We start from the raw sequence: 23,573 nt of genomic DNA on the forward strand, positions 1-23,573 counted from the left end.
GCGAGATCGCGGCTGTGGACAGACCACAACCATCGGCGAATTCGCAGACAATCCCCTCAATTCACAAGGGGGCACCCACAAGCGGTCGATCGCATCGATCTGTGGATCAAGAGGCTGGTTTTGCGACGCTTTCGCCAGCGTTCGCCGCGGGCTGTGGTAACGCTTCTTTAACTCACAGCCCGGAGCAGAATCCTGGGGCTTGGCCGCGCTGCGCTCTTGCGCAGCCGACGAGAATCGAGTCCGCCGCCGATGGTCTCCCGGCTCCTGATCGGATATGTGGCGCTTCAGGCATGAAAAAAGCCTTAAGGGAGAGAAGGCATGGCCAGGGGCATCGTGCTCGCGTCGGGCAGCGTGCACCGTCGCGAAATCCTCAAGAGCGCCGGCATCGATTTCACCGTCGATCCGAGCGATCTCGACGAGCGTGCGATCGAGGCGCCGCTGCTCGACAGCGCGGCCGGTCCCGACGATGTCGCGGCGGTCCTGGCCGAGGCCAAGGCGATGAACGTTGCCGAGCGACACCCCGAGGAATTCGTGATCGGGGCGGACCAGACGCTCTCGCTCGGCGACGAGACGCTGCACAAACCGGAGACTATGGAGGAAGCGCGCCGCACCCTGCTGAAATTGTCGGGGCGCACGCATCAGCTCAATACCGCGGTCGTCCTGGTCGAGAATGGCATCGTGGTCTGGCGGCAGGTGTTCGTCGCCAGCGTGACGATGCGCAAGCTCGATCCCGGCTTCATCGGACGATATCTGGCGCGCGTCGGTGAAAAAGCACTGACGACGGTCGGGGCGTACCAGATCGAAGGCCTCGGCGCACAGCTGATGGAAGAGATCGAGGGCGACTTCTTCACCATCGTCGGCCTGCCGTTGCTGCCGCTGCTGGCCGAATTGCGGGCGCGCGGCGAGATCGATGGCTGACGGCGTGCCGACAAATCTCCGGATGCCCCGGGCCTTCGTCACGGGCTGGCCGATCCGCCATTCGCGCTCGCCTTTGATCCATCGCTTCTGGCTCTCCCAACTGGCGATCGACGGCAGCTACGACGCGATGGCCATCCCGCCCGACGAGTTTCCGTCGTTTTTGTCGGGCCTCGGCGACAACGGCTTCGTCGGCGGCAACGTCACGATCCCGCACAAGGAGGCGGCGTTTGCCGGCGTCGCACGCCGCGACGGCGACGCCGAAGTGATCGGCGCGGTCAACACGATCTGGCTGGAGAACGGCTCGCTCGTCGGCGGAAACACGGATGCCTACGGTTTCACGGCCAATCTCGACGAGCGGCTTGCAGGCTGGCGCGATGCGCAAACGGCTGTCGTTCTCGGCGCGGGCGGTGCCGCGCGGGCGGTCGTCCACGCGCTCCTGGCGAGCGGCATCCGCAGCGTGCGGATCCTCAATCGCACGCCGCAACGGGCCGAGGCCCTGGCTGCCGCGTTCGGAGCGCGGGCGAAGGGCTATGGCCTGGACGACATGGCGAGGCATTTGGTCGCATCCGAACTGCTGGTCAATACGGCGCCGTCCAGCGCCTACGCCGAACCCCCTGACCTGTCGGCTCTGCCCGACCATGCGCTGGTCACCGACATCGTCTACGTGCCGTTGATCACGCCGGTGCTGCAGGCGGCGATCGATCGCAACTTGCGCACGGCGGATGGCATCGGCATGCTTCTCCATCAGGCTGTGCCAGGCTTCGAGCGTTGGTTTGGCTCGCGCCCCGCGGTTTCGCCGGACTTGCGTCAACGCGTTCTGGACGACATCGCGCAGCACGGCTGACCGGGGTCAGTGGAGAAGTGCGGATGATCGAGGCCGATGCAGACCGCAAAACCGGGAAGCGCCGGACGATCGTCCTTGGTCTCACCGGCTCGATCGGCATGGGCAAGACCACCAGTGCGGGGATGTTCGCCGCGGCGGGAATCCCGGTCTATTCCGCCGACGATGTCGTCCACCGTCTCTATGCAGGTCGCGCCGCGCCGCTGATCGAGGCGGCGTTTCCCGGAACGGTGAAGGACGGCGTGGTCGACCGCGCGGCTCTGTCCGGTTCCGTGCTCGGAGACAACGCAGCGCTGCGACGGCTCGAAGCGATCGTTCATCCCCTGGTGCGCGAGGAGGAGGCGCGCTTCCGGGCTGAAGCCGAAAAGGCCGGCACGCCTCTGGTGATTCTCGATATTCCGCTGCTGTTCGAGACCGGCGCCGACGGCCGCGTCGACAAGATCGCCGTTGTGAGCGCTCCCGCGGAAGTCCAACGCGAGCGGGTGTTGGAGCGTCCCGGCATGACGGACGAAAAGCTGGCGTCGATCCTTGAGCGCCAGATGCCGGACGCCGAAAAACGCCGTTGCGCGGATTTCGTCATCGACACGTCGGGCTCGCTCGACGAGACCCGCAGACAGGTCGACGCCATCATCGCGCAGCTGACAGGATAAAGCAGCCGATAAGGCGGCGTCTCGGGCTCGGAACGCGACCGTCAGATCGTCGGCCGTGACGGGGCGACGATGGCCGGTTCATCGTCCGGCTCGAAGCGGCGGAGCGCGCTTGGCACGATGCCGGCGGCCGCCAGCAGGGTTGCCACCCCCAGTGCGACCTCGATCTGATGCTCGGGAACCAGGCCGAAGATGGCCGCCAGAATGGCGACCCCGGTCGACTGTCCGACCAGGCGGGCGGTCGACTGGATTCCGCTGGCGCCGCCGCTGCGCGACCGCGGCGCGCTGGCGATCAGCATCTTGTTGTTGGGGGACTGGAAGAGACCGAAACCGAGACCGGCGATCATCAACCGCCAGATCAGATCGAGATCCGACGGAGCGCTCGGCAAGAGGGCGAGCGACAGGAGGCCGACGGCGAACACCGCGAGACCGACGGCCGCCAGCTTGCCGGGCTGCAGCCTGTCGGCCAGGCGCCCGGCGACGAAGGCCGCCGCTGCCGTGGTGATCGGCCAGGGCGTGATCAAGAGCCCGGTTTCCGAGGCACTGCGCTGCAGGGAATCGTGCAACAGGAAGGGCAGGCAGACGAAGGCGAGGGCCTGCGCAGCGAAGGAACAGACCGACGTGGTGGCCGACAAGGCGAAGACGGGACGCCGAAGCAGATCCACGGGAAGCATCGGTACGGGCAACTTCAACTGTGTCCAGACGAACACCGCGCCGATCACCAGGCCACCGCCGATCTGGCCGAGCGACAGGAGCAGACCCTCGGCATGGCCCAGCCCGTTCACACCCGAGATGAACAGGCCAAACGTGGCGGCGCTGAGAACGGCGCTCTTGACGTCGAAGCGGCGGTCGGTGGTGGGCGTCACGGGCAACGTCCGTAGGCCGACGATCAGCGCGAGGATGCCGACCGGCACATTGATCAGAAACAGCATCTGCCATGGCGCGACCGCGAGGATGAGCCCTGCGATGGTCGGGCCGGCGGCCGAGGAGACGCCGACGACGAGAGCCGTATTGCCGACGGCGCGACCCAGCATGGCCTGCGGAAAGATGAAACGCACCAGCGCCACGTTGATGCTCATGATGCCGGCGGCGCCGACGCCCTGCACCACGCGCGCGGCGATCAGCGTCTCGAGCGACCCCGACAGTGCACAGCCGAGCGAAGCCAGGGTGAAGATCGCCACGCCGCCGAGATAGACGCGCCGATAGCCGACGATCTCGCCCAGCGAGGCGAAAGGCAGAAGCACCATGGTCACGGCGAGCTGAAACCCGTTGACGATCCAAATCGCGTCGGTTCGAGCAATGCCGAATTCCTGCGTGATCGGCGGCAGCGCGATATTGGCGATCGCCGTATCGAGCACGGCGAGGAACAGCGCGATGGCCACCGTCAGGAAGGCGAGCGAACGCTGCGGCTGAGGAAGACCGTCTTGAAATGGCATAGGAAAAAAGACCCGGCAACGCACCCTTGGAGGTCGCGGCGCGGCCCGAAGGATTTCCATGTCATGAATTGAAGGTAAACTTCATAACCGACGTCATCGGCTTTGCCTAGTGCCGGGGCGAGGCCGTCCAAGCTCGTGGATATCGGGTGATCGACAGGACGAGGGACTTGCGCGACGAGCGCCTGCGTCCGAAAACGGAGGCGAGCAGGGGCACGACATGCGCGAGATCGTCTTCGATACGGAAACCACGGGTCTCGACAACACCGTCGATCGCGTGATCGAAATCGGTGGAATCGAGCTGTGGAATCACATTCCGACCGGCAAGAGCTACCACCAATACATCCGGCCCGCTGGCCGCAAGGTCGACCCGGCGGCGTTCGACGTGCACGGTATCTCCGACGATTTTCTGAAAGACAAGCCGCTGTTCGAGGAGATCGCCGAGGAGTTTCTGGCGTTTTTCTCCGGTGCGCGCCTGGTCGCTCACAACGCCAATTTCGACGTGCGGTTTCTCAATGCCGAACTGGCGCGGCTCAGCCAGCCGCCGATTGCCGACATGCTGGTGGTCGACACGCTGGTGATGGCACGCCGCAAGTTTCCGATGGCGCCGGCCACGCTCGATGCTCTGTGTTCGCGCTTCTCGATCGACACCAGCCGGCGCAGCAAGCATGGCGCGTTGCTCGACTCCGAACTCCTGGCCGAGGTCTACATCGAACTGATCGGCGGCCGGCAGGCCGCCCTGGGTCTGGTCACCTTCGGAGAGGAAGGCGAGGTCGAGGAGGGCGGCGAGGTCGCGCGCATCGGACCGCGCCCGACGCCGTTGAAGCCGCGACTGACGGCAGAGGAGATCGAGCGCCACCGGGCGTTCGTCTCGACCCTCGGCGACGAGCCGCTATGGCTGCAGTTCCTGGAGCCGCAGGCCGCATCGCGGGAAGCCGTCTGAGCCGATCGCGCCGAGCCGCGGCACCGCCATCGTCACGCAAATGAACTTTTCGCGAGGATCGGCGTTTTCATCGCGAAACAATGATGTTTTGCGTGTGAAAGGAGCACCCATGATCGGTTGGGCTCTGACCTTCCTCATCGTCGCCCTGATCGCTGCCGCCCTCGGTTTCGGCGGTATCGCAGGCACGGCGGTCGGCATCGCCAAGATCATCTTCTTTGTGGCGATCATCCTCTTCGTCCTGTCGCTGATCTTCGGTGGTTTCCGCCGCCGTTCGATCTAGCCGGACGAATTCGACCCTAAACGGAAAAGGCCGCCGATGATCTTCGGCGGCCTTTTCTATTGGGCGTCGCAAAGAATACGGGGCCTGTCGCGGGACGTCTTCGAGAAGCGCCACAGACGATCCAGGATCAGGCGTTCTGGACCTGCTGTTTGGCGCGTTCTTCTGCCATGCGCTGGGCGAACAGCGCCGCGAAATCGATCGGGTCGATCATCAGCGGCGGGAAGCCGGCATTGCGGGTGATGTCGGCGATGACCTGGCGGGCGAACGGAAAGAGCAGCCGCGGGCACTCGATGAACAGAACCGGCAGAAGATGCTCCTGCGGGAAGTTCTGCAGGCGGAAGATGCCGCCATATTCCAGCTCGACAAGAAACAGCGTGTCGTCGCCCTCGCCGGCGCGGGCGTTGAGCGTCAGCTTGACGTCGTAGTCGCCCTGCGCGCCGCTGACCGGGTTCGCTCCAACATTGACGCCGATGTTGATGCCGGGCGCCTTGGCCTGGCTGCGCAGCACATCCGGAGCCTTGGGGCTCTCGAAGGAGAAGTCCTTGATGTACTGGGTGAGAATATTGATGCTCGGAGACTTGGCGCCGGGCTGCTGGCCGCCATTGCTTGCAGGGGTCGTTTCAGACATGGGCTGATCCTGTTCTGGTCATCATCGCGAAGCCGGGCTCCGCACCGGTTTGTCGCGGCGATGAAACCCGCGCTCCGTTTGCCGTCCGGTTGGGCGTCTCGATGACCGAAAGAAACGGGGCGGGCGAACGCCGACTGATGGGCCGCAGGGCTATCACGGTGCCCCTGGAGACTCAAGCGCAGGCAGCAGGCCGCGTTGCCCCGAGGGAGCGAGGGATGGTCAGTGCAGGGTCCGTGGGCCTTGTCCGTCGTCGTTCTGCCCCTGCCAGGGAGACGAACCGTCGCCCTGACGGTGGAATTCGTCACCGGACAGGTCGACGACGTCAGGACGATCGGGGCGCGTCGCAGGGCCTCGGCCGCGCCAGAAGCCTTGTCCCGGAGAGGCGGCGACAACGACGACACGATCCTTCAGCCAGCGCCATGCGAGGTCGCGGAACTGCGGCACGAACAGAAGAAATCCGATGGCGTCGGTGACGAGACCGGGCGTCAGGAGGAGAATGCCGGCCGCCATGATCATGACGCCATGCACCATCTCGCGTCCAGGCAGGCGGCCCGCGCGGGTTTCGGCCTGAATCCGTGCGAGCGTGCCGAGGCCCTGCCGGCGCAGGAGCATGGTGCCGAGAACGGCGGTCAGCAGGACGAGACCCAGCGTGGGCCAGAGCCCGATCAGATTGCCGACCATGATGAAGACGGCAATTTCCAGGATCGGAACGACCAGAAGCAGCACGGGGATGAGTGTCAGCGGCATAGGCTTGGCATCCTTGTCTTCGTTCCGCCGGCGAGCGGCGGCGGGCCGGGATCCGACCGTCGATCGAAGATAGGTTTTCCCATCAGCGATTTGAATGCATCCCGGCCCGTGTTTATATGAACTGGAAACGCGGAAGGCAGGATTAGGCGCTGATGAGCTTCGGGACGATCTTCTTCATCGTATTTGCGGTGATCATCCTGTTCCAGTTGCGTAACGTCCTCGGCCGGCGCACCGGCAGTGAACGCCCCCCCTTCGATCCCTACTCGCGACAGGATGCCACGGCCCAGTCCGGCAACGTGGTGACCTTGCCGAATCGGACCGGCACCGCCGTGGAAGAGGGCGGCATGCGGCCGAGCTACGAGGCGATCGACAAGGTGGCGAAGCCGGGCGAGCCGTTGAATGTGGAACTGCGCAGGATTCGCGACGTCGACCCGAACTTCGATCCGAAACAGTTTCTCGACGGCGCCAAGATCGCCTACGAGATGATCGTGACGGCCTTCGCCGATGGCGATCGCAAGGTTTTGAAAGGCCTTCTGTCGGAGCAGGTCTACGAAGGCTTCGAGGCTGCGATCGGCGAGCGCGAGCGTCGCGGCGAGCGCATGCAGTCGTCGTTCATCGGCATCGACGATGCCGCCATCGTGAATGCCGAGCTGAAAAGCCGCGAGGCGATGGTCACCGTGCGCATCATCGCGCAGATGATCTCGGCGACGCTGTCCAGCACCAGCGAGGTGATCGACGGCGATCCGGAGACGGTGGTCGAGATCAGCGATATGTGGACCTTTGCCCGCGATACGCGGTCGCGCGATCCGAACTGGAAGCTGGTGGAAACCGAGACAGAGGAATAATGCGGCGGCCGGCCGATGCTTTCGTCCCTGTTTCGCCGTTGTTCCTATTCCGACCTCGGGGCCTGGGGCGGCGGTGATCTGCGGCCGGCTCTGGCCGCCTTCCGCCGTTCCGCTCCGCTGCTGCTTGACGGCCGGGTGAAAAGCGGTGCGTTGGGGCTCGAGGCCGCCTGGCTGAACGCGGCTGCCGAACGGGCGCTTGCGCTGGCACCGGATGCCGGCAACGACGAGGCCCGGCAGTTTTTCGAGGCCGAATTTCGACCTGCCCGAGTGAAATCCTCGACCGACGAGGACGCCCGGAGCGGCTTCATGACCGGCTATTACGAGCCGGAGGTGGATGCCTCGCGCCATCGCACGGAGCGGTTTCGCTATCCCCTCTACCGGCAGCCGGCCGACCTGGTTAAGGTCGACGACGTCAGCCGGCCGGCCGGTCTCGACCAGAGCTTCCGCTTCGCCCGCCGGCGGCCCGACGGGCTCCTGGACGAATATCCCGATCGAGCCGCGATCGAGGCCGGCCTGCTGCAGGGGCGTGGGTTGGAGCTCGCTTGGCTGGCCGATCCGGTCGAGGCGTTCTTCATCCATATCCAGGGCTCGGCACGGCTGATTCTGGACGATGGCGGGGTGATGCGCGTCTCTTATGCCGCCAAGACCGGCCACCCCTTCACCGCGATCGGCCGCATTCTTGTTGATGAAGGCGAACTGACGCTGGCCGAGGCCGACATGGCGGGCATCCGCCGCTGGCTGGGCGATCATCCACAGCGCGTTCGCAATCTCTTGAACCGCAACCGGTCCTTCATCTTCTTTCGCGAAGCCCCGGTGGAGGACGTGACGCTTGGTCCGGTCGGCGCCGCCAAGACGCCGTTGACGCCGTTTGCCTCCATCGCCGTCGATCGCGAACTGCACACGTTTGGACTGCCGTTCTTCATTGCCGCCCCGGAGCTTCGGGTCGAGGGCGAAGCCTTTGCGCGGCTGATGATCGCTCAGGACACCGGCTCGGCCATCGTCGGCCCCGCCCGGGCCGATCTCTTCTGCGGCTCGGGGGCGGCGGCCGGCGCCATTGCCGGACGCATTCGCCATCCTGCCGACGTCTTCGCGCTGGTGCCTGCGGCGCAAGCGCAGGAGGTTCACCCGTGAGAACCCGCCGGCGCCGGATCTTGAGCGACGAGGAGGCGCGGCTCTGGGCCGGTGTCGCCCGTTCGGCGGTGCCGCTGAAGGGCAAGAAGCGGCCGGTGGTGCCCGAACAGGAAGCGTCGGACGGTGCTCCGCCGCCTCCGATGCCGAGCCCGCAGGCCGTCGCGGATGCCATCGCCAACGCCGTGCCGGCCGGACCGGCGCGGACGAAATTGACCCAGCATGCCATCGAGCGCCCCACGCGGCGCAAGCTTTCCACGGGCCGGCTCGCCATCGAAGCCCGCATCGACCTCCACGACAAGACCCAGGCCGTTGCCCACTACGCGCTGCTTGGCTTTCTGAGGCAGGCGCAGGCCGAGGGCTTGCGCCATGTGCTGGTGATCACCGGCCGGGGCTCTTCCTTCGGCTCGCGCGGCGTATTGCGCCGGGCGTTGCCCCATTGGTTTGCGACGCCCGAGTTCCGCGCCCTGGTGTCGGGATTCGAGCCGGCTGCGCGCCGGCACGGCGGCGATGGTGCGTTTTATGTTCGAGTCAGGCGGATGGGATGACACCGTTCGGTGAAAGGATACGGGCGCTGCGGCGCGAGCGGGGCGTCACGCAGGCCGAGATGGCGGCCGCCCTGGGAGTTTCGAGCGCCTATCTTTCGGCGCTTGAACACGGCCGGCGCGGCCGCCCCACCTGGGCGATGCTGCAGCGGATCATCGGCTATCTCAATGTCATCTGGGACGACGCGGAGGAGCTCGAGCGCCTGGCCGAAATCTCGCATCCGCGCGTCATCGTCGATACGGCAGGACTCGGAGCGGACGCCACGCGGCTTGCCAATCGCCTCTCCGAAACGATTGCCGATCTGTCGCCCGATGCGGTGCAGTCGTTGCTCGACCAGCTCGAAGCCGCGGCCGCCCAGGCGGAAGCCGGCGCCAAGCGTCATCGGCGACGCTGAGCGCGTCTGTGCCGTGCCGCCTACGCCCTGGCCCGGCGAAGGCGTCCGCGCATTCTCAAACCATCGCGGATATTGAGACCGAGCAGCGTCAGGTTGACGACGCCGGCCATGAGCTCCACGGCCTGGACGACCGCAAAGTTCGTGTCGAATTGGCCCTGGGACGCCTTCCAGTTCAAATAGAGCGCGGCGGGCACGAGGATCAGAAGCCCGTTGGGCGCAATGATCTTCATGCGCGCGAGCTTGTCGCCTGCAAGCCCGTTCGGCCGCGCCCCGGTCATGGCCACCCCGCTGATGCCCGTCGCGGCCAGAGCCGGGACGAGCACGAGAAGACACCAGGCGATCCAGTGCTTGACCGCGACGATCAGTTGGAGATCGCCCCGCCATTCGACGGCAAGGGTGGCGCTCGAAAACAACAGGATCGTCGAGAAGGCGAGAAGGCCGCCGACGACGTGGACGGCGCGCAACACCATTCGGCTGGTCATGGAACCCTCCGTTCGCTTGCCGATGCGAAAAAGATGCACTATGCATAGCATGCTATACTGTACATAGCAAGCTATGTTATTGATCGCAGGTCCGATGAGTCTCCACCGTTCCGAATCCGCCGGCTATCTCACCAACTGGGCGGCGCGCCTGTTTGCCCGCGCCATCGACAAGCGGCTGAAAGCTCTGGGCGTCTCGTCGGGCCATCTGCCGGTGTTCTTCGCTCTGAGCGATGGCGGGGAACTGTCGCAGAAGGCGTTGACGCAGATCGCGGCGATCGAGCAGCCGACGATGGCGGCGACCCTGGCGCGGATGGAGCGGGACGGTCTGGTCCAGCGCCGTGCCGATCCCGCCGACAAGCGCAGCTCGCTGATCTCGCTGACGCCAGTCGCGCAAGCGAAGACCAGGCAGGTTCGCGAGGTCATCGACGAGGTCAACGCCCAGGCGCTCGGTCGCTTGGGCACGGCGGACCAGGACCACTACCGCGATATGCTGAAGACGATCATCGCGACGCTGGAAACCGACCTGGATTGACGCGCCGCGCCGCCATCCATCCGCCGAAGGCTCGGCTGCGGATCAAAGCGGCGGTCTCGGCGATCAGATCGGGCAAGGGGTGTTCTTCGAACCGGTAAGCCAGGCCGATCTCACCGGCGACGCGCTTCCACAAGTCGATGGAACGACCCGTCCATTGGCCGTCACGGTCCTTCATGGCGAAGGGCGCCGCCTCCTTGGTGCCGATCACCAGCTCGCGCGCAGGGGCGGCTTTACTTCCGGTCGGATCGGACGGAGCATCCTGACCGAGCACCGCGGATGGCACGAGCAGCGCCGCCATGGCTATCGATATCGCCATCGTCATGGCGCGGCATGTCTCGAAATTCATCAGGCCTCTTCTTTCGCTCGGCGTCGAGGGCTAACGCCGCGGCCGCCGGCCGGTTCAACGCATGTCAGGCGCGGCCTACAAGAGAGGACTGATGAGGCGGGCGATGTTGCCGGCCAGCCGCCTGGGCAGCCGCCGCTGCTTCCAGGCGTCGAGATCGATCTCGCGGCAGCCGGCAAGATGCCGCTCCTCCACAGCGCGCAACTGCGCAACAACCTCCGGATCGTAGCTGACGAGCGAGATTTCCGAGTTGAGTTCGAAGGAGCGCATGTCGCTGTTGGACGAGCCGATCAGCGCGATGTCGTCGTCCATGCTGATGTGTTTGGCATGCAGGAAATGGGTATCGCAGAGAAAGATGCGGACGCCGGCCTCGAGCAATTCCAGGAAATATGAGCTCTGAGCAAGATCGACGATGCGGCTATCCGTCCGGCCGCTGATGATGAGACGCGCGTCGAGGCCGCGCAGCGCGGCCGTGCGCAGCGCGAAGAGCAGCGGCTCGCTCGGCACGAAATAGGGCGTGGCGAGCGTCACGCGGTGGCGCGCTTCCTGCACGAGATGGGAAAACAGCATGTCTATGCGCGCCCACGGATAGTCCGGGCCGCTGGGCACGATCTGGGCGATGCTGCCCTGATGCTCCTGAGGCTTCATCGGAAACAGCTCGTCGTCAATAAGCTCGGTGTCGGTTTCCAGATACCAGTCGCCCAGAAAGACCACCTGCAGTTCGGCGACGACTAGGCCGGTCACGCGGGCCATCAGCTCCTGATTGGGCGCATCCGCCTCGCCCTCGGCATCGACGATGTTCTGGGACCCGACCCAGCCGATGCGGCCGTCGATGACGGCGATCTTGCGGTGGTTGCGCAGATCGGCGCGGGTCACGCGACCCACCAGGCGGATCGGCAGGACCACATGGCATTCGACGCCGGTGTCCTTGAGGCGCCGAGCGATGGCTCGGCTCCAGGTGAGTGATCCGATCGCGTCGATCAAGAGCCGGCATTCGACGCCTCGCTTCTCGGCCCGTTCGAGCGCCGCCAGGACGCGCTCGCCCGTTTCGTCGAGCGAGAAGATGTAGAACATCAGATGCACGTGGCGCCGTGCGGCGTCGATGTCGGCGACGAGCCGCTCGACGACCCGCTCGTAGTCGGGCTCCAGCTCGACGCGGCTCGCCCCCACCGGCGGCAGCCGTCCGATGGCGCTGGCGAGCTTGGCCGTCGGCTCGCAGCGCTCGGGAAGGTCTTCGGCCGTTCGCTCCAACGCGTCATGGGCGCGGCCCGCCGCCTTGGCGACGATCTCGGGCAACTGCTTGACCCGGTCGCGGCGCCATTTCGGATGGCGCGGCCGGCCGATCACCCAATAGATGGCGAGCGCCGGCCAGGGCGCGACGAAGAACAGGAGAAGCCATCCCTTGGCCGCTTCGGGTGAACGTCGGAACGGAACATAGACGAGGGCACCGGCCCGGATCGCCCACTGCGACACCGTCCAAAGGACGGCCAGCACCCCGCTGCTGATGCCCATCATGAGAGATACTCCGACCCCCGCTGCGGCCCGGTGGCCGCTGCAGGTCTGCTACTGAACCGCGACGGCCATCACATATGGCGCGGTCCAGCGGCGTCGAATGCCGCATGCGCGTCCCGGACGATCGGACAGACGTGGAGCCGTGGAGCCGGGGCAATTTCGGCGCGGCCGGATGGTGCGCCGATCGGAGAGTTGGGAAAACGGATTGCTGGCGGGAACGGAGCCGGACGGCTCAATCCTCGTTGAGAGCAGCCTTCAGCTCTTTCAAGCGGTCGTTGACCAGCCAGCCGTAGTAGTTCTCTTCGGGCAGCCGGGCCGAAAGGCCGCGAGCCCGACGGCGGCGATTCTCCGCGGCCAGCGCCTTGGCGCGCTCGCGCGCGTTGCCGATGTTGTAGAGCGTGGCGGTGATGCCCGGATTGCCCGAAATGTCGAAGCCCGCGATGTCGCGATAGGCGTCGATGGAATCCTTCAGCACCGCCGCGACGTAGGCCAGCGTGCGGTCCGGGTCCATGATGTCGCGATAGACCTCCGGCGCGTCGGCGGCCGACAGTTTCCGGTAGCCGGAGACGCGATGCACCGTGTCGGAGACCGCCAGCGCCGTCAGCGGATTGAGCTGGCCGAGCCCGAACGTCTGCCCGGCATAGAAGGGCTGGAAGAAGACGGCACCGAAGCGATTGTCCGGATAGCGCCGTCCGGCGACTACCTTGCCGCGAAATTTCTGATCGAACACGGCTTCGCGGCAGGTCCAGAGCGCCGCGCTGCCGGAAAGATCCTTGCAGGCGTCGAATTCGGGCCGTTTGACGAAGTCGAGCACTTGCTCGCCCTTGTAGGAGAATTCGATCCCCGAATTCATGTAGGAGACCGCCTTGACGTAATAGGTCTGCAGCTGGTCGAAAGCGTCGACATTGTAGGTGTGTTCGCCGACGAGCGCCCCGGCGATGTGGATCGGGTCGATGCCGTACTGATCCGCCGCCTTGCGAATCTTCGCCTTGAGATCTTCGCTGGTGCGCAGGAGATCGCGGATCTTCTCGTACTTCGCCTCGAAGGTCGAATGCGTCTGGCGGGTGCGCTTGGCGGAGGCGCCGGGCACCGCCGGCTGAGCCGCATGCCGGTTGCCGACCGGCACCAGCACCGCCGAATCGGCGGCCGACGTGACGCCGAGCGAGGTCGCCGCAACCAGACATGCAATGCGGAGGCCAGCAGAAATGGTCATGGCAATGCCCTCGCTCCAACGTGAAAATCTCGACGTCCGAAGGTAAGCGGGGGCATACCTGTCGGACGCGGCGAATCGCTCCATTGTCCGGAACTCCGATGGATATCGTTCGGTAATGCGGCTTGCGGCGGAAGTCGATCCCGTTGACGGCGATTGATCGCCGGGTGTGACCGATATGACTCGTCTGGCGCGCCGTCCGCGCATCCCGTCAACCGGGCGGCGAGCAAGCGCCCGACGCGCCCATCGCCCGGCCCTCGATAGTCCCTCGTAAAGGCCTCATCCGCCGTGCGTCAGCCGCAGGATCGAGGAGGGGCCGCCGCGAGATTCCGTGACGGCGTAAACGGCGCCGTCGGGACCGACCTTGACGTCGCGGACGCGGGCGCGAAGCGGGATGCGCTGCTCGCTGGCCACGCGTCCGTCCTGCATGTCGAGAACGACGACGCCCTGGGCGACGAGCCCGCCGATCAAGAAGGTGTCGTTCCATTCGGGAAATTCGTCGCCGGCGTAGTGGGCCATGCCGGAGGGGGCGATCACCGGATCCCAGTAATAGACCGGCTGCTCCATCCCCTCCTGCTCGGTGATGCCGTCGCCGATCGGCCGGCCGTTGTAGTTCTCGCCATAGGTGATGATCGGCCAGCCGTAGTTCTTGCCGGCCTGCGGATGGTTGAGCTCGTCGCCGCCCTGGGGGCCGTGCTCGACGGTCCAAAGCGCGCCGTCGGGGCCGAGCGTCGCCGCTTGCAGGTTGCGGTGGCCGTAGGACCAGATCTCGGGAACCGCTCCCTCCTGGCCGACGAAGGGATTGTCGTCCGGCACGGAGCCGTCGGGATTGATGCGAAACGTCTTTCCGAGGCCCGACTCGACCGACTGGGCCTGGTCGCGGATCGGGGTGTCGGACCGTTCGCCGACAGTGACGTACAGCTTGCCGTCGGGCGAAAACGCCAGCCGCGAGCCGAAATGCTTGTCGCCGTCATAGGTCGGCATCTGGCGGAAGATCACCTCCACGTCTTGGAGATGCGGCGCGCCATCCTCGACGAGGCGGGCTCGCGCCACGCTGGTGCCGTTGCCGCCATCGCGCGGTTCGGAGAAGGAGAAATAGATCATGCCGTCATTGGCGAAGTCCGGGCTGAGCGCAACGTCGAGCAATCCGCCCTGCCCGTCGTCATCGACCTCCGGCACGCCCTCGATCGGATCGCTCGTCGTGCCGTCGGGCGCAACGATGTACAATGCGCCTTCTTTCGCCGTGACCAGCATGCGCCCGTCCGGCAGGAACTCCATCGACCAGAGGTGCGGCAGGCCGCCGGCGACGGTTTCGACATTCACCTCCACCGGCTGCTCGGGCAGCGGCGCGCGAGTCTGGTTTTCGAAGGCGGGCGTCTGATCCGGCGCATTGGGCGGCGCCGTCTCGGCGGTGGTCTGGGCCAGAGCCGGAGCCGCCAGCGCCAGGGTCGAGCCGGCGGCGAGCGAAACGAATAAGCGGCGCATGTCGAAATCCTCCTTCGAACCGCGTTGCGAAACGTTGTTCGGCAGGTGGGAACGGCGCGCGGCAGGATCGACCGTCGCGGCCGCACGTTTTCGTCAACGCGCCACGATCCGTTCTAGGCAACGCGCCAATTGAAAACGGCCAGTCCGGAGAACTGGCCGTCGATGGTGCCGAAGCCTAAAGCCTGCGGGAAAACGGGAAGCTAGGGCGCCACCGCAATTCAACCCGAACGTGGGCCGTTCTAGAGAATGTAACGCGACAGGTCGGTGTTGCCGGCGATGCCGTCGAGCGCCTTGTGGACGTAGGCGGCGTCGACGCGGAAGCTCTCGCCCGTCTTGTCCGGCGCCTCAAAGGAGATGTCGTCCAGCACCCGCTCCATCACCGTCTGCAGGCGCCGCGCGCCGATGTTCTCGATCGAGGCGTTGAGGCTGACGGCGGTGTCGGCGATGGCGTCGATGGCGTCCTCGGTAATCTCCAGTGTCACGTTCTCGGTCGCCATCAGCGCCACGTACTGCTTGATCAGGCTCGCCTCGGTCTCCGTCAGGATGCGGCGGAAGTCGTCCTTGGTCAGCGCCCGAAGCTCGACTCGGATCGGCAGGCGCCCCTGCAATTCGGGCAGCAGATCCGAAGGCTTCGACACGTGGAAAGCGCCCGAGGCGATGAAAAGAATGTGATCGGTCTTCACCGGCCCGTGCTTGGTGGCGACCGTCGTCCCCTCGACCAGCGGCAGCAGATCGCGCTGCACGCCCTCGCGGCTGACGCCGGCGCCGTAGCCGTCCTTGGTGGCCACCTTGTCGATCTCGTCGAGGAAGACGATGCCGTTGTTTTCGGCCGCTTCGATCGCCTCCTGCACCACCTGCTCCTGGTCGAGCAGCTTGTCGGATTCCTCGCCGATCAGCAGCTCATAGCTGTCGCGCACGGTGGTGCGCCGCTGCTTGGTGCGTCCGCCCATCGCCTTGCCGAACATTTCGGAGAGGTTGAGGACGCCGATATTGGCGCCCGGCATGCCGGGAATGTCGACGCCGCCGAAGGGGCTGCCGGTGTCGGCCACTTCGACGTCGATCTCCTTGTCGTCGAGTTCGCCGGCCCGAAGCTTCTTGCGGAAGCTGTCGCGGGTCGCCGGCGAGGCGGTCTTGCCGACCAGCGCGTCGAGCACGCGGTTCTCGGCGCCCTGATGGGCCTTCGCCTTCACCTCCTCGCGCTTTCTCTCGCGCACCAGGCCGATGGCGATCTCGACCAGATCGCGCACGATTTGCTCGACGTCGCGGCCGACATAGCCGACCTCGGTGAACTTGGTCGCTTCGACCTTGATGAAGGGCGCGCCCGCGAGCTTGGCGAGACGGCGCGAGATCTCGGTCTTGCCGACGCCGGTCGGTCCGATCATGAGAATGTTCTTGGGCATCACCTCCTCGCGCAGCGAGCCTTCCAGCTGCTGGCGGCGCCAGCGATTGCGCAGGGCCACGGCGACGGCACGCTTGGCGTCCTTTTGCCCGATGATGTGGCGGTCCAGTTCGGACACGATTTCACGAGGAGAAAAGTCGGTCATCAACATCTCTATTCGGGTTGCGTCCGGCCCGAAGCACCGGACGGTGGAATGGCCTCGATGGGCCCGGCGCGATATCGCGGGGAAGAGGTCGCCACGCCGGCAGGACTCCACAGGATCGAGCGGGCCGCCACCATGACGGCTTGGTGCCTGATCGCCACAATCGCCGGACGTGACCTCGCCAAAGCGTTCTCGGCCGACCTTTCGATCGCGTCGGTCGAGGCACTTCCCGAAACAGGCCCGCTCTATCGCACGAGGCTCTAGATGGGAGTCCGCAGGCCAGAGTGCCAGTGGCGCCGCTTCCCGGTCCCCGCCGTAGTTAGACCTTTAACGGAATCCCTTTCGCTGGCATGCTGCCGATGGCGATTCGAAATGAGGTCGATACCGCTATGACGAAGTCTGGAAGGAGGCGACCGTGGCGCCGATAGCTGCCCTGCGATGCATGGCCGTTCGGCGCTGGAGAGTGCCCGCCACCCTAGGCCTGGCACGCTCCGCCGACGACAGCCGAGCCATAGCGGGAGACGCTTGAGATGTCGGCGGTCAATCCGATCTTCGGCGCTTTGGCGACCCCTTGGCAGGAAGCCTCGTTGGTCGAGGGGCTGGAACAGATCTGCGAACACTACGGGTTCCTGCAATACGGCATCATCACCATTCCCGCTGCAGAAGAGGGCAAGGTCGAGATGAAGCTGATGCTGTCGAACTGGACGCCGCGTTTCCAGCGAACCTACGAAAAGCTGGGGCTGACCCGGTTCACGCCGATCGTAAGGGCGCTGCTGGGCGATCCGAGCCCGCTCGTCTGGGACGTCGACCTGCTCTATGGCGGCCTCGACGGCGAGATCAGTCCGGCGGCCGATCTTATGGCCCAGGAGGGGATCTCGGGCGGCATCTATCTGCCGGTCTATGGGATGGGCTCGATGGAGAGCGCGCTGGCGCTCTCCGGCCCGCGTACGGACTATTCCGACCACGAAATGGGCGAGCTCCAAATCGTCGCCTTCGCCGTGCTCGGCATGTTCGCCGCGATTCGCTTCGAGGAAAATCGCCGCACCAACCCGCTGACCTTGCGCGAGCGCGAGTGCCTGCGGATGGCGATGCTCGGCAAGACGTCCTCGGAGATCGGCCGGATCTTCAATATCTCGGAGCACACGGTTTCGCAGCACATGAACGCGTCGGCCCGCAAGCTCAACGCCGCCAACCGCACGCATGCCGTCGCCATGGCGGCGCAACTTGGCTATCTGAGCTAGATCCACTTCCCATCATCGAAGGATCGGCCGCCGATCCGCGATTGCCGCGCAGGGCTCGGGCCAGACCGGGCGACGTCCTGACCGGAAACAATGGGCGCGCCGCTGCGGCGCCACGCCGCAGGTCGATTGGCCAGTCCTCGTGACTTTTTGTCGAATCGAGGGTTCACTCCGGCAATAGTCATTAACACTGAGCATTTAGCTTGCCGCCCGGTTCAACAGGAGCAAGCTGGATGACAATCTCTCGCAGGATCCTCCTTTTGGTGGCCGTGCCGGTGATCGCGATCGCTGCCTTGGTCGGCTGGATCGTCGCCGACACCTGGGCGACCTCGCGCGCCATGGCCCGATTGAGCAACGATCAGGAGATCCTGGTTCATCTGATCGATATGACCTCGGCGCTGCAGAAGGAACGCGGGCGCTCGGCGCAATACCTCGCCTCGGCAAGCGCCGACTTCCTATCGCAGGTGCAGGAACAGCGGGTTGCCACCGATGCAAGGATTGCCGAGTTCAGGGAGGCGAGCGCGCTCGAATCGACCTTTTCCAGCAGCCCTGTCCTGCAGTCCAAGCTGGCGGAGATCGACGCCGCGATCGGCGAGGCGCTTCCCAAATCGCGGCAGGCGACGGATGAGCGCACGATGTTGCTGGAATCCGCGACCAAGGGTTACGACAGCGTCATCGATGCCGCGATCAACGCGATGTCGCTGCTCGGCACGACAGTCGAGCAGCCGGAGATCCGGGCCATGGTCGTCGCTCTCGACCATCTCGAGTCTGCCGGCGAACAGGTCGGCCGAATGGGCACGTTCGGGGCGAGCGTGCTGACCAAGGGAATGCTCGGGCGCAGCGACACCGTCACCCTGGCCAAGCTGAAGGGGGCGGAAGACCAATCTCTGGAGCAGTTTTACCAGACCGCTCCGGCGGACCTGACCGACGGGTTGCAGGACGGCCTGACCGGCGCTTCGGGCGCCAATGCCCAGTTCCTGTATCAGCGGGTCGTCTTCCTGCCTCCCGGCCAGAAAATCGAAGGCATCGACGGTGCCGAGTGGTTCGATGCGATGACCCAGCGTGCCGACTTCCTGGCGAGCTTCGCCAAGTCCTCCGTGGCGGGGCGCATGCCCGAGGCGGTGGAAGCCGTACGGGCGGGAGCCGCAGAGGATCTGCGTCTGTCCGTCCTGGTCGGCGGCGGACTGATCGTCGTGCTGATGGCCCTCGGCTATGTGACTGGGCGCTCCATCACGCGGCCGCTCGGGCGCATCACCGAGGTGATCAAGCAATTGGCCGCCGGCGACAACGAGATCGAGATCCCCGGCACCGACCGCCGCGACGAAGTCGGCGAGATTGCCAAGGCGGTCGGAACGTTCAAGGAAGCGGCGCTCGAACGCGATCTTCTGACGGCGGAGGCCGAAGAGGCCCGCACCCAGCAGTCGCGTCAGCGCGAGCGGCAGGAGCGCTTCGATCGGGCCAAGGCCGAAGACCTTCGAAGCTTCGTCGGTCTGGTCGAGGTCAGCTTCGAACGCCTATCGGCGGGTGATCTGACGGTGCGCATGACGGAGCCGGTGGCCGACGAGTTCGAGCCGATCCGGGCCAAGTTCAACGACAGCGTCGAGAAACTGGAAGAGGCCGTCGGCGAGGTGGTGGCGTCGGTGACGTCGATCCAGGCCGGATTGTCGGAAATCTCGGCGGCGTCCGGCGACCTGGCCCAGCGCACGGAACGCCAGGCGGTGCATCTGGAGGAAACCGCGGCGGCCTTGTCCAAGGTCACCGAGACCGTCGGCCAGACCGCCGAGCACTCCCGTGCCGCTCAGGACGTGTCGATCCAGGCGCGGGAGAAGGCCGAGAGCGGGGGGCACATCGTCGCCAAGGCGGTGGACGCGATGCATCGCATCGAAAGCTCCTCCCATCAGATCGGCACCATCATCTCGGTGATCGACGAGATCGCGTTCCAGACCAATCTGCTGGCGCTGAATGCCGGGGTCGAGGCGGCCCGCGCCGGCGAGGCCGGCAAGGGTTTTGCCGTCGTCGCCCAGGAGGTCCGTGCGCTGGCTCAGCGTTCGGCGGAGGCCGCCAAGGAGATCAAGGGGCTCGTCGCGACGTCGGAGGGCGAGGTGCGAAGCGGCGTCGCCCTGGTCACCGAATCCGGCGACGCGCTGCAGGACATCGTGAGCGGCGTCGCCAGCATGGCCGCAACGATTGCCGCGATCGCCGACAGCGCGCGCGACCAGGCGATCAACCTGCGCGAGGTCTCCGCATCGGCCGACGAAATGGACAAGGTCACGCAGCAGAACGCGGCGATGGTTGAGGAGACCACCGCGGCGGCCCGCTCGCTGGCCGACGAGACCGAAGATCTGGCGACGACCATGGCTCGCTTCCGCACTCGTCCGTACGAGCGGACGCAGCGGGACGGAGATCTCGAAGACGCCGACTTCGCGATGGAGGAGGAGGCTTCTTCCGGGTTGTCCGCCACGGCGCCTGCCGGCAGTCGGGTCATCCCGCTGCGGCGGCCCTCGGGACGGGTCACGGCCGCCGTCGCCATGGCCGCACCGGGCGAGGATTGGTCTCGGTTCTAGCGGCCGAGGTCCAGCTGTTCATCCGAGGCTGGGGAGAGGCGGCCGGCGCCATAAAGCCGGCGGGGCCCGGATTCCCGATGAGTCCACGCGGAGCCCGCATGTATGGGGAGCCAAGGAAGCCCGAGGCGCCGTCAGTGCACCTAGATCTTTCTGAGCGCCACTTGCTCCACGAAGTGGTTGGCGCCCTTGCGCAAGATGATGTCGGCGCGCGGCCGCGTCGGCAAAATGTTTTCGATCAGGTTCTTTTCGTTGATCTCGCGCCACAGCGTCTCGGCAATCTCCAGCGCCTCCTCCTCGCTGATCTGCGAGTAGCGGTGGAAGAACGATTCCTCGTCGCGGAAGGCCGTGGCGCGCAGCCGCTTGAACCGGTCCATGTACCAGCGGCGAATGTCGGCCGACGCCGCGTCGATATAGATCGAATAGTCGAAGAAGTCCGAAACGAAGGGCACGACCTGGCCGTCCCTGGGCATCTCGCGCACTTGCAGCACGTTGAGACCCTCGAAGATCAGGATGTCGGGCCGGTCCACGGTGACCGTCTGGCCAGGCATCACGTCATAGAGGAAATGCGAATAGACCGGCGCCTCGACATGCGCCACGCCGGCCTTGATGTCGGAGAGAAAACGCAGCATCGCCGGCATGTCGTAGCTTTCCGGGAACCCCTTGCGGCGCATCAGGCCTTCGGCCTCGAGCACCGCGTTGGGAAACAGGAAGCCGTCCGTGGTGACGAGGTCGACCTTCGGCGTGCCCGGCCAGCGGCGAAGCAGCTCCTTGAGAATGCGCGCCGTCGTCGACTTGCCGACCGCGACCGAGCCCGCGATGCCGATGATGAACGGTGTCTTCACGGCGCCGGCGCTGCCGAGAAAGCGCTGGCGCTGGGCGAACAGCAACTGGGTCGCCTCGACATGGGCGGAGAGCAGCCGCGAGATCGCCAGATAGATGCGCGCGACCTCCTCGAGGACGATCGGATCGCCCAGCGAGCGCAGCCGCCGCACCTCGTCCTCGGTCAAGGTCAGCGGCTGGTCGGCGCGAAATCGCGACCACTCCTCGGCGGTGAAGAACCGGTAGGGCGAAAGCGAGGATGGAGTGAGCTGGTCCATGTCACGCCTGTGCGATGATCCCGGAGACTGTTGACGACGGCCCTCTCCCGGGCCGGTGGCCCTCATCCGATGGCCAGCATCGGCGGGATCGACGCGTCATTCTCTGGATGCCTTTTCTTCCAGGCCGGTCTGGGCGGTGCGCCGGCCGAGTTCTGACAGCACGGCGGATAACGGCACCTGCTTGAGATGCAGCACCACCAGCAGGTGGTAGAGAAGATCGGCGGCTTCCGACGTCAGCGCCTGGCGATCCTCCGACAGGGCGGCGATCACCGTTTCGACCGCCTCTTCTCCCAACTTCTTGGCGGCTCGGCCGGCGCCTTCCCGCGTCAGCTTGGCCGTATAGGATTTCGGATCGTCGGACCGGGCGCGCGCCGCCACGATGGTCTCCAGATCGCTGAGCGAAAATTCCGACATGGGTCCTCCAGGGGCGGATAGAACGGTCCGGCCCGAGCTGTCAGGCGGCGTCTTGTCGCACCGCAAGGCCGGCCTTGGCCATGTGGGCCTTGGCTTCGGCGATGGTGTGGGTTCCGAAATGGAAGATCGAGGCAGCGAGCACGGCGCCGGCATGGCCGTCGCGAATCCCCTCGACGAGGTGATCCAGTGTGCCGACGCCGCCCGAGGCGATCACCGGAACGTGGACGGCGTCGGCGATCGCACGGGTCAGCGGCAGGTCGAAACCCGCCTTCGTCCCATCCCGATCCATCGAAGTGAGCAGGATTTCGCCGGCACCGAGAGAGACGACGCGGGCGGCGAACTCCACGGCGTCGATACCGGTCGGCGTGCGGCCGCCATGGGTGAAGATTTCCCAGCGCGGGGCCGGGCCGTCCTCGACCTGCTTGGCGTCGATGGCGACGACGATGCACTGGTCGCCGAACTTGTCGGCCGCTTCGGCCACGAACTCGGGCCGGCGCACGGCGGCGGTGTTGATCGACACCTTGTCCGCCCCGGCGAGCAGCAGCTTGCGCACGTCGGCGATCTCGCGCACGCCGCCTCCGACGGTCAGCGGCATGAAGCAATGCGCGGCCGTGCGCGCCACCACGTCGAAGATGGTGTCGCGATTGTCGGAGGAGGCTGTGATGTCGAGAAAGCAGAGCTCGTCGGCGCCCGCCGCGTCATAGGCCTTGGCGGCCTCCACCGGATCTCCGGCGTCGACGAGGTCGACGAAATTGATGCCTTTGACGACGCGGCCGTCCTTGACGTCGAGACAGGGAATAACGCGGGCCTTGAGGCTCATCGGACAGCCGCCTTCTTGATATCGTTCGTCGTCGCGAGGCGACTGGCACGGCCAGCGCCGCGGGCCTCGGCATCGAGGCAGGAGAGGGGCGAGGCTTTCAGGCTCATGGCGGGATCGCCTATCGCTAAAGGAATGGCCGGCGGCAGGCGGAAGCCGGCGGTCAGGTGGTTATGCAACACCGGGGCGGATGTCGGCAAGCCGGCACCGCGGCCCATCGATTTCGGAAGCCGTCATAGATCCGCGTCGAGGCGCTTCAGGACGAAGTCGACCCGCTCCTCGACGCCGACACGCGGCAGCTCTACCGGCACGTAGCCCCGGCGGCGATAAGCGGGCCCGAGGGATTCGTACTCGGCGACCGCCGCGTCGAAATCGTGTCGGCGCTCGGTGTCGGTCGAGAACAGCTCGGGCCTGGGCGGGGCGACGAAGACGAGCTGGTGGTATCGCAGCCGCTCGGCGGCCGCCGAAAGATGCGGCGGCACCGTTCGCCCGAGACGCTCCAGCGCGGTGACCGCATCGACGATGCCACGGTCGAAGAACGAGCGACCGGGATGGCGCGCGGCCAGGGCAAGCTGATTCATGGCCCGCGAAACGCAGAGCTCGGCGAAGGCGGAGAGATCGACCCAGGGCAGTGCCGAGCCACCGATGAAGTGCTGCTCCTTGACGATTTGGCGTCCCGGCTCTGGGACCGTCGAGTGGCCCTGCGCGGCGAGAGCGGCCAACATTGTCGACTTTCCGCCACCGGAACATCCGGTGATGACGACGAAGCGGCCGCTGGCCGCCACGGCATCTTCGAGGCTGTAGGTTTCTTCGGTCATGATTGTTCTCGAGTGAGATGGAGAAAGACCATCATCGCGCGCGATGCAACGACTCCCGATGGCTGCCAAGGAAGCGAGATCATTTCACTTTAGACGCGACGCAGCAGCGAGGATACGTCAGAACGCGCCGAACTCGGCAAGCGGCTTGTCGTCATATCGAGAGCCGCGAG

General features: G+C 65.8%; 27 protein-coding genes. 13 read left to right on the forward strand and 14 right to left on the reverse strand.

Annotated elements, in window-relative coordinates; genetic code table 11:
- The first annotated feature begins 318 nt into the window (after nt 1-318).
- The 3 genes from SMD10_RS06480 to coaE are packed head-to-tail and all read left to right on the forward strand — an operon-like array spanning nt 319 to nt 2,409.
- Nucleotides 319-918 (forward strand): Maf-like protein, encoded by a 600-nt coding sequence (locus tag SMD10_RS06480; RefSeq protein WP_331684849.1) that lies wholly within the window; start codon nt 319-321, stop codon nt 916-918.
- A 22-nt stretch (nt 919-940) separates the two neighbouring features.
- Nucleotides 941-1,762: a shikimate dehydrogenase gene (locus SMD10_RS06485; protein WP_432757196.1), complete on the forward strand. Its 822-nt coding sequence runs from the start codon at nt 941-943 to the stop codon at nt 1,760-1,762.
- 23 nt (nt 1,763-1,785) lie between these two features.
- Nucleotides 1,786-2,409 (forward strand): dephospho-CoA kinase, encoded by a 624-nt coding sequence (coaE, locus tag SMD10_RS06490; RefSeq protein ID WP_331684851.1) that lies wholly within the window; start codon nt 1,786-1,788, stop codon nt 2,407-2,409.
- Between the two features lie 41 nt (nt 2,410-2,450).
- Here the strand turns inward: coaE and SMD10_RS06495 are convergent, their stop codons facing one another.
- Complete coding sequence (locus SMD10_RS06495; protein ID WP_331684852.1) at nt 2,451-3,842, reverse strand: MFS transporter; 1,392 nt, start codon at nt 3,840-3,842, stop codon at nt 2,451-2,453.
- Between the two features lie 217 nt (nt 3,843-4,059).
- Between SMD10_RS06495 and dnaQ the strand changes: the two genes are divergently transcribed.
- Both dnaQ and SMD10_RS06505 read left to right on the forward strand, forming a co-directional pair.
- Entirely contained in the window at nt 4,060-4,782 is a 723-nt protein-coding gene (dnaQ, locus tag SMD10_RS06500) for a DNA polymerase III subunit epsilon (protein WP_331684853.1), read from the forward strand.
- 109 nt (nt 4,783-4,891) lie between these two features.
- Nucleotides 4,892-5,062 (forward strand): DUF1328 domain-containing protein, encoded by a 171-nt coding sequence (locus SMD10_RS06505; protein ID WP_331684854.1) that lies wholly within the window; start codon nt 4,892-4,894, stop codon nt 5,060-5,062.
- A 127-nt stretch (nt 5,063-5,189) separates the two neighbouring features.
- Here SMD10_RS06505 and secB read toward each other — a convergent pair whose 3' ends face one another.
- A complete protein-coding gene (gene secB / locus SMD10_RS06510; protein WP_331684855.1) occupies nt 5,190-5,690 on the reverse strand; it encodes a protein-export chaperone SecB in 501 nt (166 codons plus the stop codon).
- 219 nt (nt 5,691-5,909) lie between these two features.
- Nucleotides 5,910-6,437: an FxsA family protein gene (locus SMD10_RS06515; RefSeq protein ID WP_331684856.1), complete on the reverse strand. Its 528-nt coding sequence runs from the start codon at nt 6,435-6,437 to the stop codon at nt 5,910-5,912.
- Between the two features lie 152 nt (nt 6,438-6,589).
- Here SMD10_RS06515 and SMD10_RS06520 point away from each other — a divergent pair, with 152 nt between their 5' ends.
- From SMD10_RS06520 to SMD10_RS06535, 4 genes are read left to right on the forward strand one after another with little or no spacing between them, the layout of a single operon-like run.
- Nucleotides 6,590-7,282 carry a Tim44/TimA family putative adaptor protein gene (locus tag SMD10_RS06520; RefSeq protein ID WP_331684857.1) on the forward strand — a complete coding sequence of 231 codons (693 nt, stop codon included), beginning with the start codon at nt 6,590-6,592 and terminating at the stop codon, nt 7,280-7,282.
- Nucleotides 7,283-7,297: 15 nt separating this feature from the next.
- Nucleotides 7,298-8,413: a murein transglycosylase A gene (mltA, locus tag SMD10_RS06525; RefSeq protein ID WP_331684858.1), complete on the forward strand. Its 1,116-nt coding sequence runs from the start codon at nt 7,298-7,300 to the stop codon at nt 8,411-8,413.
- The gene (locus tag SMD10_RS06530; protein WP_331684859.1) at nt 8,410-8,958 is read left to right on the forward strand and encodes a Smr/MutS family protein; all 549 of its coding nucleotides are present in this window, start codon (nt 8,410-8,412) and stop codon (nt 8,956-8,958) included. The genes mltA and SMD10_RS06530 overlap by 4 nt, the downstream gene beginning before the upstream one ends.
- On the forward strand, nt 8,955-9,350 hold the full coding sequence (locus SMD10_RS06535; RefSeq protein WP_331684860.1) for a helix-turn-helix domain-containing protein: 396 nt from the start codon (nt 8,955-8,957) through the stop codon (nt 9,348-9,350). The genes SMD10_RS06530 and SMD10_RS06535 overlap by 4 nt, the downstream gene beginning before the upstream one ends.
- 20 nt (nt 9,351-9,370) lie before the next feature.
- Here the strand turns inward: SMD10_RS06535 and SMD10_RS06540 are convergent, their stop codons facing one another.
- Complete coding sequence (locus SMD10_RS06540) at nt 9,371-9,832, reverse strand: hypothetical protein (RefSeq protein ID WP_331684861.1); 462 nt, start codon at nt 9,830-9,832, stop codon at nt 9,371-9,373.
- Between the two features lie 94 nt (nt 9,833-9,926).
- Here SMD10_RS06540 and SMD10_RS06545 point away from each other — a divergent pair, with 94 nt between their 5' ends.
- Nucleotides 9,927-10,364, forward strand: a complete 438-nt coding sequence (locus tag SMD10_RS06545) for a MarR family winged helix-turn-helix transcriptional regulator (protein WP_331684862.1) — start codon at nt 9,927-9,929, stop codon at nt 10,362-10,364.
- Here the strand turns inward: SMD10_RS06545 and SMD10_RS06550 are convergent.
- The 5 genes from SMD10_RS06550 to hslU form a co-directional block, all read right to left on the reverse strand.
- Complete coding sequence (locus SMD10_RS06550) at nt 10,333-10,710, reverse strand: transporter substrate-binding domain-containing protein (protein ID WP_432757194.1); 378 nt, start codon at nt 10,708-10,710, stop codon at nt 10,333-10,335. The two genes, SMD10_RS06545 and SMD10_RS06550, sit on opposite strands and share 32 nt — an antisense overlap.
- A gap of 75 nt (nt 10,711-10,785) precedes the next feature.
- Nucleotides 10,786-12,222 carry a cardiolipin synthase gene (cls, locus tag SMD10_RS06555; RefSeq protein ID WP_331684863.1) on the reverse strand — a complete coding sequence of 479 codons (1,437 nt, stop codon included), beginning with the start codon at nt 12,220-12,222 and terminating at the stop codon, nt 10,786-10,788.
- Nucleotides 12,223-12,451: 229 nt separating this feature from the next.
- On the reverse strand, nt 12,452-13,432 hold the full coding sequence (locus SMD10_RS06560; protein ID WP_331684864.1) for a DUF1402 family protein: 981 nt from the start codon (nt 13,430-13,432) through the stop codon (nt 12,452-12,454).
- Between the two features lie 276 nt (nt 13,433-13,708).
- Nucleotides 13,709-14,914 (reverse strand): PQQ-dependent sugar dehydrogenase, encoded by a 1,206-nt coding sequence (locus SMD10_RS06565; protein WP_331684865.1) that lies wholly within the window; start codon nt 14,912-14,914, stop codon nt 13,709-13,711.
- A 239-nt stretch (nt 14,915-15,153) separates the two neighbouring features.
- Complete coding sequence (hslU, locus tag SMD10_RS06570) at nt 15,154-16,458, reverse strand: ATP-dependent protease ATPase subunit HslU (RefSeq protein WP_331684866.1); 1,305 nt, start codon at nt 16,456-16,458, stop codon at nt 15,154-15,156.
- A gap of 48 nt (nt 16,459-16,506) precedes the next feature.
- Here hslU and SMD10_RS06575 point away from each other — a divergent pair, with 48 nt between their 5' ends.
- The 3 genes from SMD10_RS06575 to SMD10_RS06585 all read left to right on the forward strand — a co-directional run bounded on the left by SMD10_RS06575 (nt 16,507) and on the right by SMD10_RS06585 (nt 20,257).
- Nucleotides 16,507-16,719: a hypothetical protein gene (locus SMD10_RS06575; RefSeq protein ID WP_331684867.1), complete on the forward strand. Its 213-nt coding sequence runs from the start codon at nt 16,507-16,509 to the stop codon at nt 16,717-16,719.
- A gap of 266 nt (nt 16,720-16,985) precedes the next feature.
- Nucleotides 16,986-17,696, forward strand: a complete 711-nt coding sequence (locus tag SMD10_RS06580) for a helix-turn-helix transcriptional regulator (RefSeq protein ID WP_331684868.1) — start codon at nt 16,986-16,988, stop codon at nt 17,694-17,696.
- 230 nt (nt 17,697-17,926) lie between these two features.
- Nucleotides 17,927-20,257 carry a methyl-accepting chemotaxis protein gene (locus SMD10_RS06585; RefSeq protein ID WP_331684869.1) on the forward strand — a complete coding sequence of 777 codons (2,331 nt, stop codon included), beginning with the start codon at nt 17,927-17,929 and terminating at the stop codon, nt 20,255-20,257.
- A gap of 140 nt (nt 20,258-20,397) precedes the next feature.
- On the opposite strand, the gene coaA is transcribed toward SMD10_RS06585, so the two are convergent.
- The 5 genes from coaA to SMD10_RS06610 all read right to left on the reverse strand — a co-directional run bounded on the left by coaA (nt 20,398) and on the right by SMD10_RS06610 (nt 23,403).
- On the reverse strand, nt 20,398-21,354 hold the full coding sequence (gene coaA, locus SMD10_RS06590; protein WP_331684870.1) for a type I pantothenate kinase: 957 nt from the start codon (nt 21,352-21,354) through the stop codon (nt 20,398-20,400).
- 96 nt (nt 21,355-21,450) lie between these two features.
- Nucleotides 21,451-21,768, reverse strand: coding sequence for a phosphoribosyl-ATP diphosphatase (locus SMD10_RS06595; protein ID WP_331684871.1), 318 nt, complete (start codon nt 21,766-21,768; stop codon nt 21,451-21,453).
- 40 nt (nt 21,769-21,808) lie between these two features.
- Nucleotides 21,809-22,588 carry an imidazole glycerol phosphate synthase subunit HisF gene (gene hisF, locus SMD10_RS06600; protein ID WP_331684872.1) on the reverse strand — a complete coding sequence of 260 codons (780 nt, stop codon included), beginning with the start codon at nt 22,586-22,588 and terminating at the stop codon, nt 21,809-21,811.
- Nucleotides 22,585-22,785 carry a hypothetical protein gene (locus SMD10_RS06605; protein ID WP_331684873.1) on the reverse strand — a complete coding sequence of 67 codons (201 nt, stop codon included), beginning with the start codon at nt 22,783-22,785 and terminating at the stop codon, nt 22,585-22,587. Before SMD10_RS06605 ends, hisF begins: the two co-directional genes overlap by 4 nt.
- A gap of 33 nt (nt 22,786-22,818) precedes the next feature.
- Entirely contained in the window at nt 22,819-23,403 is a 585-nt protein-coding gene (locus SMD10_RS06610; protein WP_331684874.1) for an AAA family ATPase, read from the reverse strand.
- Between the last annotated feature and the right edge of the window lie 170 nt (nt 23,404-23,573).

The organism is Consotaella aegiceratis, from assembly GCF_036541425.1.
GTDB classification, from domain to species: Bacteria; Pseudomonadota; Alphaproteobacteria; order Rhizobiales; family Rhizobiaceae; genus Consotaella; species Consotaella aegiceratis.

What these genes read in the sequence shown, in the direction of transcription:
- SMD10_RS06480 (WP_331684849.1), top strand. Translation starts at nt 319, where the DNA reads ATGGCCAGGGGCATCGTGCTCGCGTCGGGCAGCGTGCACCGTCGCGAA.
- SMD10_RS06485 (WP_432757196.1), top strand. Translation starts at nt 941, where the DNA reads ATGCCCCGGGCCTTCGTCACGGGCTGGCCGATCCGCCATTCGCGCTCG.
- coaE (WP_331684851.1), top strand. Translation starts at nt 1,786, where the DNA reads ATGATCGAGGCCGATGCAGACCGCAAAACCGGGAAGCGCCGGACGATC.
- SMD10_RS06495 (WP_331684852.1), bottom strand. Translation starts at nt 3,842, where the DNA reads ATGCCATTTCAAGACGGTCTTCCTCAGCCGCAGCGTTCGCTCGCCTTC.
- dnaQ (WP_331684853.1), top strand. Translation starts at nt 4,060, where the DNA reads ATGCGCGAGATCGTCTTCGATACGGAAACCACGGGTCTCGACAACACC.
- SMD10_RS06505 (WP_331684854.1), top strand. Translation starts at nt 4,892, where the DNA reads ATGATCGGTTGGGCTCTGACCTTCCTCATCGTCGCCCTGATCGCTGCC.
- secB (WP_331684855.1), bottom strand. Translation starts at nt 5,690, where the DNA reads ATGTCTGAAACGACCCCTGCAAGCAATGGCGGCCAGCAGCCCGGCGCC.
- SMD10_RS06515 (WP_331684856.1), bottom strand. Translation starts at nt 6,437, where the DNA reads ATGCCGCTGACACTCATCCCCGTGCTGCTTCTGGTCGTTCCGATCCTG.
- SMD10_RS06520 (WP_331684857.1), top strand. Translation starts at nt 6,590, where the DNA reads ATGAGCTTCGGGACGATCTTCTTCATCGTATTTGCGGTGATCATCCTG.
- mltA (WP_331684858.1), top strand. Translation starts at nt 7,298, where the DNA reads ATGCTTTCGTCCCTGTTTCGCCGTTGTTCCTATTCCGACCTCGGGGCC.
- SMD10_RS06535 (WP_331684860.1), top strand. Translation starts at nt 8,955, where the DNA reads ATGACACCGTTCGGTGAAAGGATACGGGCGCTGCGGCGCGAGCGGGGC.
- SMD10_RS06540 (WP_331684861.1), bottom strand. Translation starts at nt 9,832, where the DNA reads ATGACCAGCCGAATGGTGTTGCGCGCCGTCCACGTCGTCGGCGGCCTT.
- SMD10_RS06545 (WP_331684862.1), top strand. Translation starts at nt 9,927, where the DNA reads ATGAGTCTCCACCGTTCCGAATCCGCCGGCTATCTCACCAACTGGGCG.
- SMD10_RS06550 (WP_432757194.1), bottom strand. Translation starts at nt 10,710, where the DNA reads ATGAATTTCGAGACATGCCGCGCCATGACGATGGCGATATCGATAGCC.
- cls (WP_331684863.1), bottom strand. Translation starts at nt 12,222, where the DNA reads ATGATGGGCATCAGCAGCGGGGTGCTGGCCGTCCTTTGGACGGTGTCG.
- SMD10_RS06560 (WP_331684864.1), bottom strand. Translation starts at nt 13,432, where the DNA reads ATGACCATTTCTGCTGGCCTCCGCATTGCATGTCTGGTTGCGGCGACC.
- SMD10_RS06565 (WP_331684865.1), bottom strand. Translation starts at nt 14,914, where the DNA reads ATGCGCCGCTTATTCGTTTCGCTCGCCGCCGGCTCGACCCTGGCGCTG.
- hslU (WP_331684866.1), bottom strand. Translation starts at nt 16,458, where the DNA reads ATGACCGACTTTTCTCCTCGTGAAATCGTGTCCGAACTGGACCGCCAC.
- SMD10_RS06575 (WP_331684867.1), top strand. Translation starts at nt 16,507, where the DNA reads ATGGCCTCGATGGGCCCGGCGCGATATCGCGGGGAAGAGGTCGCCACG.
- SMD10_RS06580 (WP_331684868.1), top strand. Translation starts at nt 16,986, where the DNA reads ATGTCGGCGGTCAATCCGATCTTCGGCGCTTTGGCGACCCCTTGGCAG.
- SMD10_RS06585 (WP_331684869.1), top strand. Translation starts at nt 17,927, where the DNA reads ATGACAATCTCTCGCAGGATCCTCCTTTTGGTGGCCGTGCCGGTGATC.
- coaA (WP_331684870.1), bottom strand. Translation starts at nt 21,354, where the DNA reads ATGGACCAGCTCACTCCATCCTCGCTTTCGCCCTACCGGTTCTTCACC.
- SMD10_RS06595 (WP_331684871.1), bottom strand. Translation starts at nt 21,768, where the DNA reads ATGTCGGAATTTTCGCTCAGCGATCTGGAGACCATCGTGGCGGCGCGC.
- hisF (WP_331684872.1), bottom strand. Translation starts at nt 22,588, where the DNA reads ATGAGCCTCAAGGCCCGCGTTATTCCCTGTCTCGACGTCAAGGACGGC.
- SMD10_RS06610 (WP_331684874.1), bottom strand. Translation starts at nt 23,403, where the DNA reads ATGACCGAAGAAACCTACAGCCTCGAAGATGCCGTGGCGGCCAGCGGC.